Origin of the sequence: Microvirga aerilata (assembly GCF_016743775.1) — a bacterium.
Classification (GTDB): Bacteria; Pseudomonadota; Alphaproteobacteria; order Rhizobiales; family Beijerinckiaceae; genus Microvirga; species Microvirga aerilata.
This window is the reverse complement of record NZ_JAEQMY010000053.1, coordinates 1-16,526: the sequence shown is the minus strand read 5'-3', so window position 1 is coordinate 16,526 and position 16,526 is coordinate 1. Positions and strand designations below refer to the sequence as shown.

At 66.0% G+C, this 16,526-nt stretch carries 17 protein-coding genes; 12 read left to right on the top strand and 5 right to left on the bottom strand.

Going from position 1 to position 16,526, the window contains the following annotated elements; all coding sequences use genetic code 11:
* The first annotated feature begins 70 nt into the window (after positions 1-70).
* From JKG68_RS23200 to JKG68_RS23190, 3 genes are read left to right on the top strand one after another with little or no spacing between them, the layout of a single operon-like run.
* Positions 71-1,078 (top strand): WD40 repeat domain-containing protein, encoded by a 1,008-nt coding sequence (locus tag JKG68_RS23200; protein ID WP_202063719.1) that lies wholly within the window; start codon positions 71-73, stop codon positions 1,076-1,078.
* A gap of 8 nt (positions 1,079-1,086) precedes the next feature.
* A complete protein-coding gene (locus JKG68_RS23195; protein ID WP_202063718.1) occupies positions 1,087-1,365 on the top strand; it encodes a hypothetical protein in 279 nt (92 codons plus the stop codon).
* Positions 1,366-1,376: 11 nt separating this feature from the next.
* Positions 1,377-1,901 carry a DUF2937 family protein gene (locus JKG68_RS23190; RefSeq protein ID WP_246515756.1) on the top strand — a complete coding sequence of 175 codons (525 nt, stop codon included), beginning with the start codon at positions 1,377-1,379 and terminating at the stop codon, positions 1,899-1,901.
* 6 nt (positions 1,902-1,907) lie between these two features.
* Here JKG68_RS23190 and JKG68_RS23185 read toward each other — a convergent pair whose 3' ends face one another.
* Positions 1,908-2,246: a hypothetical protein gene (locus JKG68_RS23185; protein WP_202063717.1), complete on the bottom strand. Its 339-nt coding sequence runs from the start codon at positions 2,244-2,246 to the stop codon at positions 1,908-1,910.
* Positions 2,247-2,307: 61 nt separating this feature from the next.
* Positions 2,308-3,735, bottom strand: coding sequence for a homospermidine synthase (locus JKG68_RS23180; protein WP_202063716.1), 1,428 nt, complete (start codon positions 3,733-3,735; stop codon positions 2,308-2,310).
* 250 nt (positions 3,736-3,985) lie between these two features.
* Here JKG68_RS23180 and JKG68_RS23175 point away from each other — a divergent pair, with 250 nt between their 5' ends.
* Positions 3,986-5,215 (top strand): MFS transporter, encoded by a 1,230-nt coding sequence (locus JKG68_RS23175; RefSeq protein WP_202063715.1) that lies wholly within the window; start codon positions 3,986-3,988, stop codon positions 5,213-5,215.
* Between the two features lie 4 nt (positions 5,216-5,219).
* Here JKG68_RS23175 and JKG68_RS23170 read toward each other — a convergent pair whose 3' ends face one another.
* Together JKG68_RS23170 and JKG68_RS23165 are read right to left on the bottom strand one after the other, a co-directional pair.
* On the bottom strand, positions 5,220-5,792 hold the full coding sequence (locus JKG68_RS23170; protein ID WP_202063714.1) for a GNAT family N-acetyltransferase: 573 nt from the start codon (positions 5,790-5,792) through the stop codon (positions 5,220-5,222).
* A 185-nt stretch (positions 5,793-5,977) separates the two neighbouring features.
* Positions 5,978-7,132: a type III PLP-dependent enzyme gene (locus tag JKG68_RS23165; RefSeq protein ID WP_202063713.1), complete on the bottom strand. Its 1,155-nt coding sequence runs from the start codon at positions 7,130-7,132 to the stop codon at positions 5,978-5,980.
* Between the two features lie 651 nt (positions 7,133-7,783).
* On the opposite strand from JKG68_RS23165, the gene JKG68_RS23160 reads away from it, so the two are divergent.
* The 8 genes from JKG68_RS23160 (at position 7,784) to JKG68_RS23125 (ending at position 15,317) form a co-directional block, all read left to right on the top strand.
* On the top strand, positions 7,784-9,358 hold the full coding sequence (locus JKG68_RS23160) for an OpgD/OpgG family glucan biosynthesis protein (protein WP_202063712.1): 1,575 nt from the start codon (positions 7,784-7,786) through the stop codon (positions 9,356-9,358).
* Between the two features lie 340 nt (positions 9,359-9,698).
* On the top strand, positions 9,699-10,712 hold the full coding sequence (locus tag JKG68_RS23155; protein ID WP_202063711.1) for an ABC transporter substrate-binding protein: 1,014 nt from the start codon (positions 9,699-9,701) through the stop codon (positions 10,710-10,712).
* Between the two features lie 35 nt (positions 10,713-10,747).
* A complete protein-coding gene (locus tag JKG68_RS23150; protein ID WP_202063710.1) occupies positions 10,748-11,527 on the top strand; it encodes an ABC transporter ATP-binding protein in 780 nt (259 codons plus the stop codon).
* Positions 11,527-12,369 carry an ABC transporter permease gene (locus JKG68_RS23145; RefSeq protein WP_202063709.1) on the top strand — a complete coding sequence of 281 codons (843 nt, stop codon included), beginning with the start codon at positions 11,527-11,529 and terminating at the stop codon, positions 12,367-12,369. The genes JKG68_RS23150 and JKG68_RS23145 overlap by 1 nt, the downstream gene beginning before the upstream one ends.
* A 104-nt stretch (positions 12,370-12,473) precedes the next feature.
* The gene (locus JKG68_RS23140; RefSeq protein WP_202063708.1) at positions 12,474-13,007 is read left to right on the top strand and encodes a MarR family winged helix-turn-helix transcriptional regulator; all 534 of its coding nucleotides are present in this window, start codon (positions 12,474-12,476) and stop codon (positions 13,005-13,007) included.
* An 89-nt stretch (positions 13,008-13,096) separates the two neighbouring features.
* Entirely contained in the window at positions 13,097-14,020 is a 924-nt protein-coding gene (locus tag JKG68_RS23135) for a DMT family transporter (RefSeq protein WP_202063707.1), read from the top strand.
* On the top strand, positions 14,017-14,322 hold the full coding sequence (locus JKG68_RS23130) for a TfoX/Sxy family protein (protein ID WP_202063706.1): 306 nt from the start codon (positions 14,017-14,019) through the stop codon (positions 14,320-14,322). The genes JKG68_RS23135 and JKG68_RS23130 overlap by 4 nt, the downstream gene beginning before the upstream one ends.
* A 23-nt stretch (positions 14,323-14,345) precedes the next feature.
* On the top strand, positions 14,346-15,317 hold the full coding sequence (locus JKG68_RS23125) for a 2-hydroxyacid dehydrogenase (RefSeq protein WP_202063705.1): 972 nt from the start codon (positions 14,346-14,348) through the stop codon (positions 15,315-15,317).
* A gap of 337 nt (positions 15,318-15,654) precedes the next feature.
* On the opposite strand, the gene JKG68_RS23120 is transcribed toward JKG68_RS23125, so the two are convergent.
* Positions 15,655-16,398, bottom strand: coding sequence for an SDR family oxidoreductase (locus JKG68_RS23120; RefSeq protein ID WP_202063704.1), 744 nt, complete (start codon positions 16,396-16,398; stop codon positions 15,655-15,657).
* Between the last annotated feature and the right edge of the window lie 128 nt (positions 16,399-16,526).

Genomic DNA, 16,526 nt, shown 5'->3' with positions numbered 1-16,526 from the left:
AAGCTGCTATGACCCTGCTCTTATTCCGTCAATCCATGATATGGGCACCCCGTCGGAAGGAATTGCCTCGATGAGTACCGGAACCGCTCCATCCCTGACCCAAAGTGTCATGCCTGTCAGCGCGGGCGCTCATGTCACCGCCATCGGCTGGCTCAAGGGCACGGCCGCCTTCGGCTTGGGCGACGGGGGCGTTCTGCTCAGCAAGGACCAGGAAACCCATCGCGTCGAAGCGCATCCAGATGCGGGCGTGCTGGTGGCGGCGAGCGACGGCGAGCGCTTCGTCACCGGCGGCGACGACGGGCGCATCGCCGTGACCGGGGCCGACGGCTCCACCAAGACCCTGGCCGAAGCCAAGGGCGCCTGGATCGATTCCCTCGCGATCAGCACAGGCGGCGCCTTTGCCTATGGGGCCGGCAAGCGCGTGGTGGCCCGCGACGACAAGGGCCGGGAGAAAACCCTCGACGTGCCTTCCGCCGCGCGCGGCCTCGCCTTCGCGCCCAAGGGCTACCGGCTGGCGATCTCCCACTACAACGGGGCGACGCTCTGGTTTCCCAATGTGGAGGCCAAGCCGGAGTCCCTGGAGTGGAAGGGCTCGCATCTGGACATCACCTGGTCGCCCGACGCCCGTTTCGTGGTGACCTCCATGCAGGAGAACGCCCTGCACGGATGGCGGCTCATCCCCGACAAGGGCCACATGCGCATGAGCGGCTACCCGTCGAAGACCCGCTCCTTCTCCTGGTCGGGGGACGGCAAGTGGTTTGCGACCTCCGGCGCGGAAGCGGCCATCATCTGGCCCTTCGAGTCCAAGGAAGGCCCCATGGGCAAGGCGCCGCGGGAATGCGGCGTGCGTCCGGCCAAGGTCAGCCGGGTGGCCTTTCACCCCAACACCTATGTGCTGGCGGTGGGCTACGAGGACGGCTGCATCCTGCTGATCCGCCTCACCGACGCCTCCGAACTCCTGGTGCGCCCCGCCGTCAAGGGCAGCGGCATCACCGCCATGGCGTGGGACAAGGGGGGCAAACGCCTCGCCTTCGGCTGCGAGGACGGTCAGGGCGGCATCCTGACCCTGCCCACATGAGGTCGCCCATGGCCCTGTTCGGTGCCTTCCTGAGAGGGTCCTTCGGCCTGCCGAAGCCCGACAAGCAAGCCGTCGAGAGGGTCAAGGACCTGGCTCGCGCCGCTCTTCAAGCGCCGCCGGAGACGGCCTTTGCGGTCAACGAGATCGCCTGCAACGATCCCGGCTGCCCCGGCATCGAAACCGTCATCCTCGTGATGGAGCCCGGCCGCAAGACCAGGGCCGTCAAGGTGGCAAAACCCCTCGACGAGGTGGCCGAACGGGATATCCTTGAGGCTCTTGCGGTTTAAGGAGGCTGAGCTTGCCGCGGATCATGCGCATCGTCGCCTTCGGACTGGGCCTCCTCGGGGGCGTCACGGCCTCGCAGGGGCCTGAATTCGCGCAGCAGTACCGCCAGCGCCTCGGCGGCGCGATCGACGAGCTGAGGCAGGTGATCCAGCGCTTCGACACGGATGCCCAGGCCAGCGGCGAGACCCGGGAGAGCGCCATCGCCCGCCTGCGCTCCAACACGGACAGTTTCGTCAGCCGCCAGGGCGCGGCCATGCAGGCCAATGCGGAGCGCCTGGGCCGCCTGGAAACCCACCGTGACACCATGGTCCAGGCGGGCTCGTTCGCCCGTGTGGCCCTCATGGTGCGGGACGGCGACCGGGACGTGATGGAAGCGGTCTACCGGGATTTCGAGCCGGCCCTGCCGGTGACGGAGGAAGGGTTTCTGTCCGCAGCCATCGGCTTCGTGGCCGTCTGGGGCGGTCTTCTCCTGCTGACGAGCTTTATCCGCAGCCTGTGGCGGCGGCCGCACTCACGCAGGGCGGCCGCACAGGCTTAGAAAGGCTCAGGCCTCCCGTTCGGGCTTTCCGGCGAGCACCACGTAAAAGCCCAGGCCATCCTGCGCCGGCAAGGTTTGCAGCCGGTCGATCCAGCCGCGCTTCTTGGCTTCGAGCAGGGCCTTGCCGATGGGCTGGAACAGGGTCTCGCCCCCGCCCTCCGGCGGCGGGTCGAGGCGAATGGCGATGGCTTTGGCCTGTGCGAAGCGGCTGCGCTCCAGCATGTCCTGGATCGAGGCGGCGGCCTGCTCCCGGGATGCGCCGCGAAGATCGAGCACGGCTTCGGCATCCACGACGCCAAGACCGCCGCGGAGTTTACCGGCATAGAATTCGTCGAAATGGGGCATCGGGCATCCTCAGATGTCATTCCCGACCGCGTCTGGCGGCCGGGAATGACAATAAACGCGTTTACCGCACCAGCACGTTCCGGAACTGCCACGGATCGGAGGTGTCGATGTCCTCCGGGAAGAAGCCGGGGCGGTCCGTGAGCGGGGTCCAGTCCGTGTAGTAGCCGTTCACCGGTCCAAGATAGGGCATCTGCACCTCGAGGCAGCGGCGGAAATCCATCTCGTCCGCTTCCACGATGCCGGCATTGGGGTTCTCCAGCGCCCAGACCATGCCGGCGAGCACGGCGGAGGTCACCTGGAGGCCCGTGGCGTTCTGGTAGGGAGCGACGCGGCGCGTCTCCTCGATGGAGAGCTGCGAGCCGTACCAGTAGGCGTTCTTGCCATGGCCGTAGAGCAGCACGCCAAGCTCGTCGACGCCGTCCATGATCTCGTTCTCGTCGAGGATGTGCTGCTCGGCCTGCACCTTGCCGGCATTGCCGAACATCTCGTGCAGCGACAGCACCGCCTCGTTGCAGGGATGGTAGGCGTAGTGGCAGGTCGGCCGGTAGACTGCCTTTCCGTTCTCGCGCACGGTGTAGAAGTCCGAGATCGAAATCGACTCGTTGTGGGTGACCAGGAAGCCGTGCTGCGAGCCCGGCGTCGGGCACCAGGTGCGCACGCGGGTGGCGGCGCCCGGCTGCAGCAGGTAGATCGCCTGCGCATCGGGGCCCAGGGTGCCGGCATTCTCCGGCATCCAGGTCTCGTGCGTGCCCCAGCCGAGTTCTGCCGGCTGCAGGCCTTCCGACACGAAGCCGTCCACCGACCAGGTGTTCACGAAAGTGCCCATGGGCTTCTCGGACGTGGCGCGCTGGGTGTCGCGCTCGGCGATGTGGATGCCCTTGACGCCAACCTGCTGCGCCAGGCGGGCCCAATCCTCGCGGCTCTTCGGCTCGTCATAGGCGAGGCCGAGATCGCCAGCGACGTTCACGAGCGCCTGCTTGACGAACCAGGACACCATGCCCGGATTGGCGCCGCAGCACGACACCGCCGTGGTGCCGCCCGGATTGCGGCGCCGCGCCTCCATGGTGATCTCGCGCAGGGCGTAGTTCGTGCGCGCCTCCGGGCCCTTGCTCTTGTCGAAATAGAAGCCGGCCCAGGGCTCGTTCACGGTGTCGATGTAGAAGCAGCCGAGAGACCGGCACAGCTCCATGATGTCGACGGACGAGGTGTCCACCGAGAGGTTGACGCAGAAGCCCTGCCCGCCGCCCGCCGTGAGCAGGGGCGTGAGCACCTCGCGGTAGTTCTCGTGGGTGAGCCCTGTCTGGATGAAGCGGATGCCGCGCTCGTCGAGCAGTTCCTTGTGCTTCTCCTGCGGATCGATGACGACGAAGCGGTTCTTGTCGTACTCGAAATGGCGTTCGATGAGCGGCAGGGTGCCCTGGCCGATCGAGCCGAAGCCGATCATGACGATAGGACCGCTGATGCGGCCATGAACAGGCCAAGTGGTCATCGGATCTGTCTCCTTGGAAAAGCAAAGGTGGAAAGAAGTAAACGTCGGATTAGGGTTTCGGGCGCATCTAGGATTGAGGAGCCCCCGGGGTCAATGCCTGGAGGCAACCTCCCGGGCTGCGGAGCAAGTTCGCTGCGGATGGCGAAGGCATCATGACGAACACAGCCCTGCCATGCTCATTTTGCTCTCGACATCATGCAACAAAGCTTCATTATTCCAGGTCTTGGCATCTCCCACCCGACTGCGACCGATGAAATTCCACGAACTCCTCATGCGCCATGGGCGCGTGATCGGCCTAGGCTTCGCCCTGACCTTCCTGTCCTCCTTCGGCCAGACTTTCTTCATCTCCCTGTCGGGTCCCGACATCCGGGACGCCTTCGGCCTAACTCACGGCAGCTTCGGGCTCATCTACTCGGCGGCAACCCTGGTCTCCGGCCTCCTGATGATCTGGGTCGGCAGCGTGATCGACCGCGTGAATATCGGCCTTTACGCGACTGCCGCTCTCCTGGGCCTGGCAGCGGCGGCTGTGGCGCTTTCCCTTGCGCCGAACCTTCTCGTGCTGGGCCTGAGCCTGTTCTTCCTGCGCCTTTGCGGACAGGGCATGCTGGGCCACGCGGGCGTCATGAGCACCGCGCGTCTGCCCGAAGGCATTCGCGGCAGGGCCGTGGGCGTTGCAACCCTCGGCTTCTCGGCCGGCGAGGCCGCTCTCCCGGCCGTCGCGGTCGCCCTGATCGCCGCCCTTGGATGGACCGGCACCTGGCGCACCGCTGCGCTTGTCGTGGTCGTCAGTCTCTGCATCGGTTGGGCTCTACGCTTTGTCCTGAAATCCCGGGACGGAAGCCTGCGGGCGTCGGAAACCAAGCTCCAAGTGCTTGAACCCGGACCGCGCTGGCTCGACCTCCTGCGGGACTGGCGCTTCCTTGCTCTCGTGCCGACGATGATCGGCTATCCGGCGATCATGACCGCCTATCTTTTTCATCAGCGCTTCATCGCGGAAGCGAAGGGCTGGCCTGTGGAATTGCTGGCGACCGGCATTACGCTCTTCGCCCTTGTTTCCGTGGCAGTGACCGTGACCGCAGGCGCTCTCGTCGACCGGTTCGGCGCCGTGCGGCTCAGCCATTTCTACCTTTTGGGAATGACTCTTGCCTCCATCGCCCTGATCACCGCCAGCGGGCCTTTCACGCCCCTGCTGTTCTTTGCCCTGATCGGCCTGACCACCGGCTGCACCAACGTGGTGATCGCAGCCACCCTGGCCGAGCTTTATGGAACGCGCCATCTTGGCAAGATCCGTGCCCTTGCCGGAGCCATCATGGTGATCGCATCCGCCCTCGGGCCTGTCGGTCCGGGCATGCTCTTCGATGCAGGCGTCGGGATCGATGCGGTAGCCGGAGGCTTCATCGTCTACATGCTGGCCGCCGCCGCCGTCACCTTCGTGCTGCCCAATCCGAGGGCTGCGCGGTTGCAGCCCTCGGAAAGCTAAAGTCTTAGCGGGCGGAACGAAGGCCGGCCAATGCGCCCTGCGCGGCCGCTGCGACCAGGGCACCGAGGTCTGGCTTCTGCTCGAAGGCACCGGTTGCGGAGACGAGGCCCCGCGCGCCGTCGAGAGCGCCCTCTTCCAGCTCCAGCGCCAGGAAGCGGCTGCGCTCGTAGGGACCCGGCAGCCAGAGCGAGCCGGTCTTGTCCGTGGAGAAGCCGAAGCGCTCGTAATAGGGCGCATCGCCCACCAGCAGCATCGCCTTGTGGCCGCGGTCGCCGGCACGCTTCAGCGCCTCGCGCATGAGCTTTCCGCCGAGGCCGAGGCTCTGGACGGACGGGTCGATGGCGATCGGCCCCAGCATCAGGGCGGAGCGGTTCGGACCGGCGGAAACGTGCCACAGGCGCACCGTTCCGATGACCTCGCCGTCCCGGTCGATGACCAGGGACAGCCCGTCGGCCGGCATCCTGCCCTCGCGCAGGCGTTCGCAGGTCTTCTGGAACCGGGCGGGTCCGAAGCAGGCATCGAGCAGCGTCTCGCGCGCGTCGACATCGCGGAAGGTTTCTTCGCGAACAGTGATCATGGCCGTGGCCTCCCAAAACACGTGGGGTGAGCGACAGCCCTCGCACCGGCTCGCAGCATCGGACGCAAAAGTGGATGCCGGTTTTGCGGCCATCCGATGCGTCCTCCGAAGCCAAGCCGGCCGTCCGGGACAACTCTGTTGAGATTGGTGCCTGCCTCAGGCTGCTGAGGCAGGCGGGACGTGAGTTAGATCACGTAGGACTTCAAGGGCGGGAAGCCGTTGAACGCGACCGCCGAGTAGGTGGTCGTGTAGGCGCCCGTGCCTTCGATCAGCACCTTGTCGCCGATCTCCAGCGAGATGGGGAGCGGATAGGGCTCCTTCTCGTAGAGAACGTCGGCCGAGTCGCAGGTCGGACCGGCAAGCACGCACGGCACCTTGCGGTCGTGGTCGTGCTCCGTGCGGATGGGATAGCGGATCGACTCGTCCATCGTCTCGGCGAGACCGCCGAACTTGCCGATGTCGAGATAGACCCAGCGCACCTCATCCTCGTCCTGGCTCTTCTTCGAGACGAGAACGACCTCGGCCTCGATGATGCCTGCATTGCCGACCATGCCGCGGCCCGGCTCGATGATCGTCTCCGGGATACGGTTGCCGAAGTGCTTCGACAGGGCCCGGAAGATCGACTCGCCATAGGCTTCGACCATCGGAACCGTCTTCAGGTACTTCGTCGGGAAGCCGCCGCCGAGGTTGACCATCGACAGGTGGATGCCGCGATCGGCGCATTCCCGGAAGATCGTGGACGCAGAGCCGAGAGCCTGATCCCACGCTTCCGTGTTGCGCTGCTGCGAGCCGACGTGGAACGAGACGCCATAGGCTTCAAGTCCATTCCGGTGCGCATGCTCGAGCACGTCCACGGCCATCTCCGGCACGCAGCCGAACTTCCGGGAGAGCGGCCACTCGGCGCCGGCGCCGTCGCACAGGATGCGGCAGAACACCTTCACCTCGTCGGACGCAACGCCGGCCGTCACGGCAGCACGGGCAACCTTCTCGACCTCCGCCTCGCAATCGACCGCATAAAGGCGCACGCCAAGCTCGAGGGCGCGAGCGATGTCGCGCTCCTTCTTGATCGTGTTGCCGAAGGAGATGCGCTCCGGAGTTGCGCCGGCATCCAGCGCGAGCTGGATTTCGACGACAGACGCCGTGTCGAAGCACGAGCCGAGCTCGGCCAGGAGCTTGAGCACCTGCGGGTCCGGGTTCGCCTTCACGGCGTAGAAGACACGCGTGTCGGGGAGCGCACGGGCAAACTTGGAGTAGTTGTCGCGCACCACGTCGAGGTCGACGACCACGCACGGGCCGTCCTCACGTCGGTTGCGCAGAAATTCACGGATGCGCTGAGTCATGGCGCTCTCCCCACCAAAGGTTCAATAGAGGCTTTCCGGCCTCAGGATTGAAATTCAGACGGTCAGAGCTCTGAGCGAGCGCTTTTGCCGTCCGGCGTCAGCGAGGAAAGATCACATCCCGCTTCGTGCGATGGAGACACGAGAAGCGCGATGGGCTCTTCACCCGACGATGCTGCCTTGGATTGGATGGGGGTTTCCCGTCCGCACGCCTGGCAATGATAAACAAGCCTCTTCGGTGCTGACCTTTGGAGGGCCAACGAGACCAAAAAAGCCCGTTCGTCGTTGCTTTAAGTCGCGTCCCCCGTTGAGAACGAGGTGCGCCGGTTTTCGCCTCCGGCTGCCGGTTAGGGGTATCGAGAACTAGGGCGCTCTCGGGCGGCTGTCCGGCCTCTTGTCCGGATGCCCACCAACCGACACACGACCACAGGCACGTGCGAAATTGGGCAAGGCTGAGATAAGGGCATTCGCCCCCGATCACAAGAGTTTTTAGACCCCTTCGGAGGATTTTTTTAACCCTGCCGGGACCTGTGTCTTGCCCGCATCACCATTCAGCCTCCATTAAGCGGCACAGGTACACGGGAAGGGGGTCGGGCCCCATATTCCGGGCCTGATGCCTGGCCCTCCCTCCTCAACGAGAACAGCTCCACCGCCATGACGCACCTGTCCCGCCGAACCCTCCTGCAAAGCCTGCTCGCAGCCACCGCGCTGCCGGCCTGGAGCCGGCAGAGCTTGGCCCAGCAGAACGGCAGCGGAGCGCCGGCTCCGAACCCGTTCCGCTACGAGGATGTGGTGCGCCGGGCGCGCGAGCTGTCCTCGGCCCCCTTCGAGGCTCCGCCCGCGCAGCTGCCCGAGCCCCTGAACCGGCTCAGCTTCGACGACTACCGGGATATCCGCTTCCGCCCGGACAGAGCCCTGCTGGCTTCCGGCAACGGCCCGTTCCGGATGCAGCTCTTCCATCTCGGCTTCCTCTACCAGCGTCCGGTGACGGTGAACGTGCTGCGCGACGGCGTGCCGAACCCGGTGCCGTACCAGCGGGAGCTGTTCGACTACGGCCGCAACAAGATCGAGCGGCCGCTTCCCGTCAATCTGGGCTTTGCGGGCTTTCGCCTCCACTACCCCTTGAACGACCCGAAGGTGCTCGACGAGCTGATCGTCTTCCTCGGCGCCAGCTATTTCCGCTTCCTGGGGATGGACCAGAAATACGGCATCTCGGCCCGGGGGCTCGCCATCAACGTGGAGGGCGGCGAGCAGGAGGAGTTTCCCCATTTCCGCGAGTTCTGGATCGAGATGCCCAAGCCCAACGAAGAGCGGGCCGTCATCTATGCGCTCCTCGACAGCCCGTCCGTGGCGGGAGCCTACCGGTTCGACGTTTATCCGTCGAAGGAAACCACCATCGACGTCACGGCCACCCTGTTCCCGCGCCAGACCATCGCCAATGTGGGCGTGGCGCCCCTCACCTCCATGTTCTTCGAGGGCGAGAACGACCGGAAGCCCACGGACGACTTCCGCCTCGAGCTTCACGACTCCGATGGCCTGCTCATGCAGTCGGGCGCGGGCGAGTGGATCTGGCGTCCCTTGCGCAACCCGGCGCGCAAGACGATCTCGTCCTTCAGCGACAACAACCCGCGCGGCTTCGGCCTGATGCAGCGCGACCGGGTGTTCGAGAACTACCAGGACCTGGAAGCCCACTATCATCTGCGTCCCGGCTACTGGGTCGAGCCCATCGGGCAATGGGGCGAGGGCTGGGTCGAGCTGGTCGAGATCCCCACCCAGGACGAGACCCACGACAACATCGTGGCCTATTGGCAGCCGAACCGGCCCTACGAGCCGGGCCAGGAGGTCGTGCTCTCCTACCGCCTGCGCGCCGCGGCGGCGATCGGCGGCATGCATCCGGGCGGCAAGGCGATCAACACCTTCCAGGCCCCGCCGCGGGCCAGCGGCTCGAACGCGCCCAGCGACCCGTCGCACCGGCGCTTCATCATCGATTTCGCGGGCGGCAACCTGCCCTATTACTTGAGCGCCCCGGAACAGGTGCAGCTGGTTCCCTCCACGTCGGCCGGGCAGATCACCAACACCTTCATCATGCCCAACAGCCACACCAACGGCTTCCGCGCCGCCATCGACGTGAAGCTGGAGCCTGGACAGTCCGCTGATCTTCGAGCCTTCCTGCGCGCAGGAAACCGGGCCTTGACCGAGACCTGGACTTATCCCTGGTTCGTGGAATGATCCGCTTGCGCTGCGTGTCATTCCCGAAAGGACGCGTAGCGGAGGGAAAGGGAAGCCATAGCGCCCGTCGTGTGAGTGGATCCCCTTCCCGGTCCTGCGGACCGCCGGGGATGACAGCAGCACCCTCCAGTGTCATTCCCGGCCGGAAGCGGCAGAGCCGCTGAAGGGGAAGGGAATCCACACCAACGGGGCATGCGGCTGGATCCCCTTCCCGCGCTGCGTGCGCCGTGGACGAGACTGGACCTTGCGCCGTGGACGGCACTGGACCTTGCCAAGCTCCGCCGAACCGCGCAGAAGCTGACGCGGCCCGTCGGCGGCCAGAGCGAAGGGGTGAGTGCGCATGAAGCTGAACGCTTGGGTGGCAGGAGCATTAGCCGTCAGCCTCGGCTGGAGCGCTGGCAGCGCACTTGCGCAGCAGCCCCTGACCGGCGTGACCTTCGGCACCAACTGGATCGCCCAAGGGGAGCACGGGGGCTATTACCAGGCTCTTGCCGACGGCACCTATGAGAAGCACGGCCTGAAGGTCACCATCGTTCCGGGCGGCCCGCGGGCCAACAACCGCATGCTCATGACGGTCGGCAAGCTCGACTTCTACATGGGCGGCAGCATGATCCAGGCCTTCTCGGCGGTGGAGAAGGATATTCCCACGGTGGTGGTCGCGGCCCATTTCCAGAAGGAGCCGCAGGTGCTCCTCAGCCATCCGGGCCAGGGCTTCGACCGCTTCGAGGACCTGAAGCGCTCGAACGACATCCTGCTGTCCAAGGACGGGTTCGCCACGTTCTTCCAATGGATGAAGGCCGAGTTCGGCTTTCGCGACGAGCAGGTGAAGCCCTATGGCTTCAATCCGGCACCCTTCATCGCCAACAAGGCCTCGGTGCAGCAGGGCTATGCCACCTCCGAGCCGCTCACCATCGAGAAGGCCGCAGGCTTCAAGCCCAACGTGTTCCTGCTCGCCGATCACGGCTTCAGCACCTATTCCACCACTGTGGAGACCCGCCGCGAGATCGTGGACACGAAGCCCGATCTCGTGCAGCGCTTCGTCGACGCCTCGACCATCGGCTGGTACAACTATCTCTACGGCGACAACCGGCAGGCCAATGCGCTCATCAAGCGCGACAACCCCGAGATGACGGACGAACTGCTCGCCTATTCGCTGGCCAGGATGAAGGAGTACGGCATCGTCGATTCCGGCGACGCCGGGAAGCACGGCATCGGCGCCATGACGGATGCGCGGATGAAGGACTTCTTCGACAAGATGGTGAAGGCCGGCCTCTTCAAGGCGGATCTCGATTACACGAAAGCCTACACGCTCCGGTTCGTGAACAAGGGCGTCGGGCTGGAACTGAAGAAATAAGGAGAGCGGCGTTCCATCCCGGCGCCGTCGCACCCATGGCAGAGCACGCGTCCACGCTCGTTGCGCTTCAGGGCGTCACCAAGGTATTCGCAAACGGCGTGACCGCGCTCTCCGGCCTCGACCTCGAGGTGCGCACGGGCGAGTTCGTGTCCCTCCTCGGGCCGTCCGGTTGCGGAAAATCGACGGTCCTGCGCATCGTCGCGGGCCTCGCGCAGCCGACCGAGGGCCGCGTCGCCTGGCCCGATTCCACTGACGCCGATCATCGCGGCGACATCGGCTTCGTGTTCCAGGAACCGACCCTGATGCCCTGGGCCGATGTCGCCGACAATGTGTGGCTGCCGCTGCGGCTGCGCGGCGTGTCGAAGCGCAAGGCCGGGGATCGCATCGCCGAGAGCCTTGCCCTCGTGGGCCTGAGCGACTTCGCCAAAGCCCATCCGCGGGAGCTTTCGGGGGGCATGAGGATGCGGGTGTCGATTGCCCGCGCGCTCTCGCTCAAGCCCCGACTACTCCTGATGGACGAGCCATTCGCGGCCCTGGACGAAATCACCCGCTTCAGGCTCAACGACGATCTCCTGCGGCTGCAGAGCGAGTTGCGTTGCACGGTGGTGTTCGTCACGCACTCGGTCTACGAGAGCGCCTATCTGTCGAGCCGCATCGCCGTGATGTCGCCCCGCCCCGGCCGCATCGTGGCGGAGATCCAGGGGGAGCCGCCGGCGCAACGGCCAGGGGATTTTCGCACCAGCGCGCGCTATGCGGCCGTGTGCGGGCAGATCTCGCGGGCTCTGCTGGAGCAGACCGCCGAGGAGCGCCCGTGATGGCCTCCGCTCCCCTGGCCCCGGCAAGGCGCCACGCCCGCCTCCGATGGATCCTGCCCCTTGCGGTCTTTGCAGCCGCCCTTGCGGGCTGGGAAGCCTATGTGCGCCTTCGGGGCGTTCCGCCCTATATCCTGCCGGCGCCCAGCCTGATTGCCGCGACCCTTGTGGGCGATTGGCCGATCCTCTGGGCTTCGCTTCTGACAACCCTCAAGACGACGCTTCTCGGCTTGATGCTTGCCGTCTTCGGCGGCGTGCTTCTTGCCGTTCTGCTGAGCCTGTCGAAGATCGTGGAGTATTCCGTCTATCCGTTTGCGGTCGTGCTGCAGGTGACGCCGGTGATCGCAATCGCGCCCCTGCTGCTGATCTACCTGCCGCAGGACGTGGCGGTTCTGGCCTGTGCCTGGCTCGTGGCCTTCTTTCCGGTACTGTCGAACACGATGCTCGGGCTGCAATCGGTCGACCGGAATCTCATGGAGCTGTTCCGGCTCTATGGCGCATCCGCCTCAGGAGGGTCCTTCGCGCGCCTCGGAGCCCGGCTGAAGGCCCTGTGGTATCTGCGCCGCCCGGCGGCCCTGCCGGCTTTCCTGGCGGGGCTGCGGATTGCGGGCGGGCTGTCCCTGATCGGCGCCGTGGTGGCCGAGATGGCGGCGGGCTCGGCGGGTGCGGGCTCGGGGCTTGCCTATCGGATCGTCGAGAGCCAGTATCGGCTCAATATTCCGCGTCTCTTTGCGGCCCTCGTGCTGTTGGCCGCGACCGGCATCTTTCTGTATCTCGTGCTGGCGGCCTTCAGCCATCTTCTCCTGCGCCGCTGGCATGAGAGCGCCCTCTCGCGGGACGCCTAGAGGCTCCGGGTCCTTAGCCTGTTAACAGTGTGCCGGCTTGTCATCGTACCGTCATGAGTTCCTGTTCATGGTATTCTCGGCAACGGTTCGAAGAGTGAGGAACGATGGACAGCGACATCAAGCATCCGGGCATCAAGAGCGTCGGATGGGCTCTGGTTCAAGCCTCGCGCCTGCATCGGAGCCGCACGGGCGACAAGCTCTCGCAACTCGGCCTCTTCGCCGGCCAGGAGCAGGTTCTTCAGGCCCTCGCCGATGCCGGCCCCATGACCATGGGCGACCTGGCCTCCATCCTGCGGGTGCGCCCGCCCACCGCCTCCAAGACCGTTTCGCGCCTTTCCGCCCTGAAGCTCGTGGAGCGCCACACCGAGCCGGGCGATGCCCGGGTGGTGCGCGTGAAGCTCACCAAGGAAGGCAAGCGCAAGGCGGCCGCCATCGACGCCCTCTGGAACGAGGTCGAGTCGGAGCTGCTGGCGGGGTTCGACAACAAGGACCGCAAGCGCCTCCGCAAGCTGCTGCGCAAGGCCGCCAAGAACCTTGCCGGCCTCACGGGAGCCGATCAGACCGGCTTCGAGGTCGAGGCCGAGGACGACGTGGACGAGCTGGGCACCGAAGAGCAGGAACTGGCTGCGACCGCCTGATCCGGCACGGGAGACCCCTGTCCGGCGCGCAGGAGGGCTGTGCGCTGGAGGAACTCGCCCATACGGCCCTGTGCGGCTAGCATCCGGGCATGGCCGATACAATCTCCTCGACCCTTCCCGCGCAAGTCTCGCACCGTCACAACCGCCTGATCGGCATCGCCCTCATGTGCGCGGCGCTGATCTGCTTCTCGTGCCTCGATGCCACGGCCAAATGGGTCAACCGCTCCGTCGATCCCATGGTGGCCGTGTGGGCCCGCTACGTGTCGGCAGCCTTCCTGACCTTCATGGTCATCAATCCGCGCACCAAGCCGGGCGCCCTGCGCACCCGCCGGCTTCCCCTTCAGCTCATCCGCTCCTTCCTGCTGTTCGCCTCGACCATCTGCAACTTCTTCGCCCTGCAGTATCTGCAGCTCGTGGAAACCCAGTCCATCATCTTCGCAACGCCCCTCCTGGTGGCCCTCATGGCAGGCCCGGTTCTGGGGGAGCGCATCGGCTGGCAGCGGCTGACGGCCATCGGCGTCGGCTTCCTCGGCGTGCTCGTGATCACGCGACCGGGCCTGGGGACCATGCATCCGGCGGCCCTGCTGTCGCTCGTCGGCGCCGTGTCCTACGCCTTCTACAACATCGTGACGCGGATGCTGGCCTCGAGCGATTCGTCCGCCACGACCACGCTGTATTCGAGCGTCGCCGGCATCGCGCTCATGACGCCGCTTCTGCCCTGGATCTGGACCACGCCCGACTCGCCGCTCACCTGGGTTCTGCTGATGTCCACGGGGCTCTATGGGGGCCTGGGCCACTGGTTCCTGGTTCTTGCCCATGCCCGCGCGCCGGCGGCGATCCTGGCGCCCTTCATCTACAGCCAGATCATCTGGATGCTGGCGCTCGGCTACCTCCTCTTCGGAGACTGGCCGGACACTTGGACCTTCGTCGGGGCTGGCATCGTCATCGCTTCGGGGCTCTATTTGCTCTACCGTGAACGTATGAAGCAACCGAAGCCGGAGCCGTCCGCATGAGCGATGCCCCCGTTGATAGCCTGCCCGGGATCGGCCCCGTCACGGGCGGCTGGCTGAAGGCGGCCGGCATCGGTTCCGCAGGCGACCTTCGGGCCATCGGCTCGGTCGAAGCCTACCGGCGCCTCAAGTTCATGCTGCCCCGCCGCGTCAGCCTCAACGCGCTCTACGCCCTCGAGGCGGCGCTTCGCGGCTGCCACTGGCCCGACCTGCCGCAGGACGTGAAATCCGCGCTTCAGCAGCAGGCCAAGATCATCGACGAATCCTTCCGCCTGGGCGCGGCAGCTCGCTGCGCCATCGGCTGACCACGAAAGAGAGCAACGACCCCATGAGCCCAACCGACATCCTGATGACAGCGCCGATGATGCCGATCGCGACGGAGGCGCTGGACAAGGCCTTCACGATTCATCGCTTGTGGGAGCAGCCGGACCAGGAAGCCTACCTGCGGGAGGTGGGGCCCCGCATCCGCGGCGTGGCCACCAGCACCCTTTACGGCCGCACCGATGCGAAGCTCCTCGATCATCTGCCGAACGCGGAGATCATTTCAAGCGTCGGGGTCGGCTACGACAATGTGGATGCTGCGGAGGCGGCCAGGCGCGGCATCGTCGTCACCAACACCCCCGGCGTGCTCGATGACGAGGTGGCCGATCTCACCATCGGCCTGCTCCTGGCGACGTTGAGGAAGATTCCGCAGGCCGACCGCTACCTCCGGGAAGGCCGGTGGCCGGAAGCGCCCTTTCCCCTCTCGGCGACCCTGCGCAACCGAAAGGTCGGCATCGTCGGCCTCGGGCGCATCGGCAAGGCCATCGCGCGGCGGCTTTCGGGCTTCGACGTGAGCCTCGCCTATCATGGACGCACCCAGCAGGACGATGTCGCCTTCACCTATTATCCGACCGCAGTGGGGCTTGCGGAGGCCTGCGACGTGCTCATCGTCATCACGCCCGGCGGCGCCTCCACGCGCCATCTCATCAACGCGGAGGTGCTGCGGGCGCTTGGTCCCAATGGGGTCCTGATCAACGTGGCGCGCGGCAGCGTTGTCGACGAGCAGGCCCTGATCGAGGCCCTGAAATCCGGCACGATCCTGTCGGCGGGCCTCGACGTGTACGAGGACGAGCCGCAGGTTCCGCAGGAGCTGATCGACCTGGAGCATGTGGTGCTGCTTCCCCACATCGCGTCCGCGTCAGTTCATACCCGCAACGCCATGGGCAAGCTCGCGGCCGACAATCTCATCGCCTGGTTCCAGGGCAAGGGACCGCTGACCCCGGTGCCGGAAACGCCCTATTCGGGGCGGGTGACCTAGGACACCGCTCTGCCATCTTAAAGCTTGCCTGAGACCTGCTTTCCTCTGGCGCAAGTCGGGAGCACCCGACCTGCGGTGGGGAGGGGAACACGCGCCTTATCCTGCTGTCGTCCCCGGCGGTCCGCAGGACCGGGAAGGGGATCCACCCTCACGCTCAGCGCTCTGGATTTCCTTCCCCTCGCTGCGCTCCGGCCGGGAGTGACAACCTCCCTGGAGCCGCGGAGCGAAACCCGGCATCGCTGGAGGAAAGCGGCGCCGGCACCCCTGCCGGCCGCTACGCGGCGCCCCTCCCCACAAGAGGAAGGGAATGGGGCAGCGCCAACAAGAGCGCCGTCGCCTAAAGCGCGAACCCGCCATCCACGAGATGGATATGCCCGGTCGTGTAGCTGGACTCGTCTGAGGCGAGATACAGGGCGAGCGCCGCCACCTCTTCGGGCGTGCCGAGCCGGCCCATGGGCTGGCGGTCGACGAAGGCCTGGCGCACCGTCTCCAGGCTCTGGCCGGAACTCTCGGCCTGCGCCGCGATCCGCTCGTCAAGCGACGGCGACTGGATCGTGCCGGGGCAGATGGCGTTGGCGCGAACGCCGCGCCGGATGAAGTCGGCGGCGACCGCCTTCGTGAGGCCGATCACCGCCGCCTTGGTCGTTCCATAGACATAGCGGTTGGGGATGCCACGCACGGAGGACGCCCCGGAGGCGATGTTGACGATGGATCCGCGCCCCTTCTCCAGCATGCCCGGCAGCACCGCCTTGATCGTGCGGTGCATGGACGTCACGTTCAGATTGAACGAGAAGTCCCAATCCTTGTCCGAGCATTCCAGGATCGTGCCGTGATGCACGAAGCCTGCGGCGTTGACGAGAATGTCGAAGGAGCCCGCCTCCGCAACGAGTTCCTCGACGCTCTGGCTTGAGAGCACGTCGAGCCGGCGCTTCTCGGCGCCCTCGAGCCCCTCCAGTTTGGAAACGTCGAGATCCGTCGCCCAGACCATCGCGCCCTCGCGGATGAAGGCCTCCGCGATGGCTCGTCCGATCCCCTGCCCTGCCGCCGTGACGAGGGCCATCTTTCCTTGAAGTCTGTTCATGACAGCCCCCGTTTCGAACACCGACAGGTGTGCGCATCGTGCGAAAAGCGGATCCGGTCGTCCGCCCGAACGACGCGCTCATTCTAAGTGGAGCATCGGGCGGACCCGAAAGTGTAAATCCACTTTCG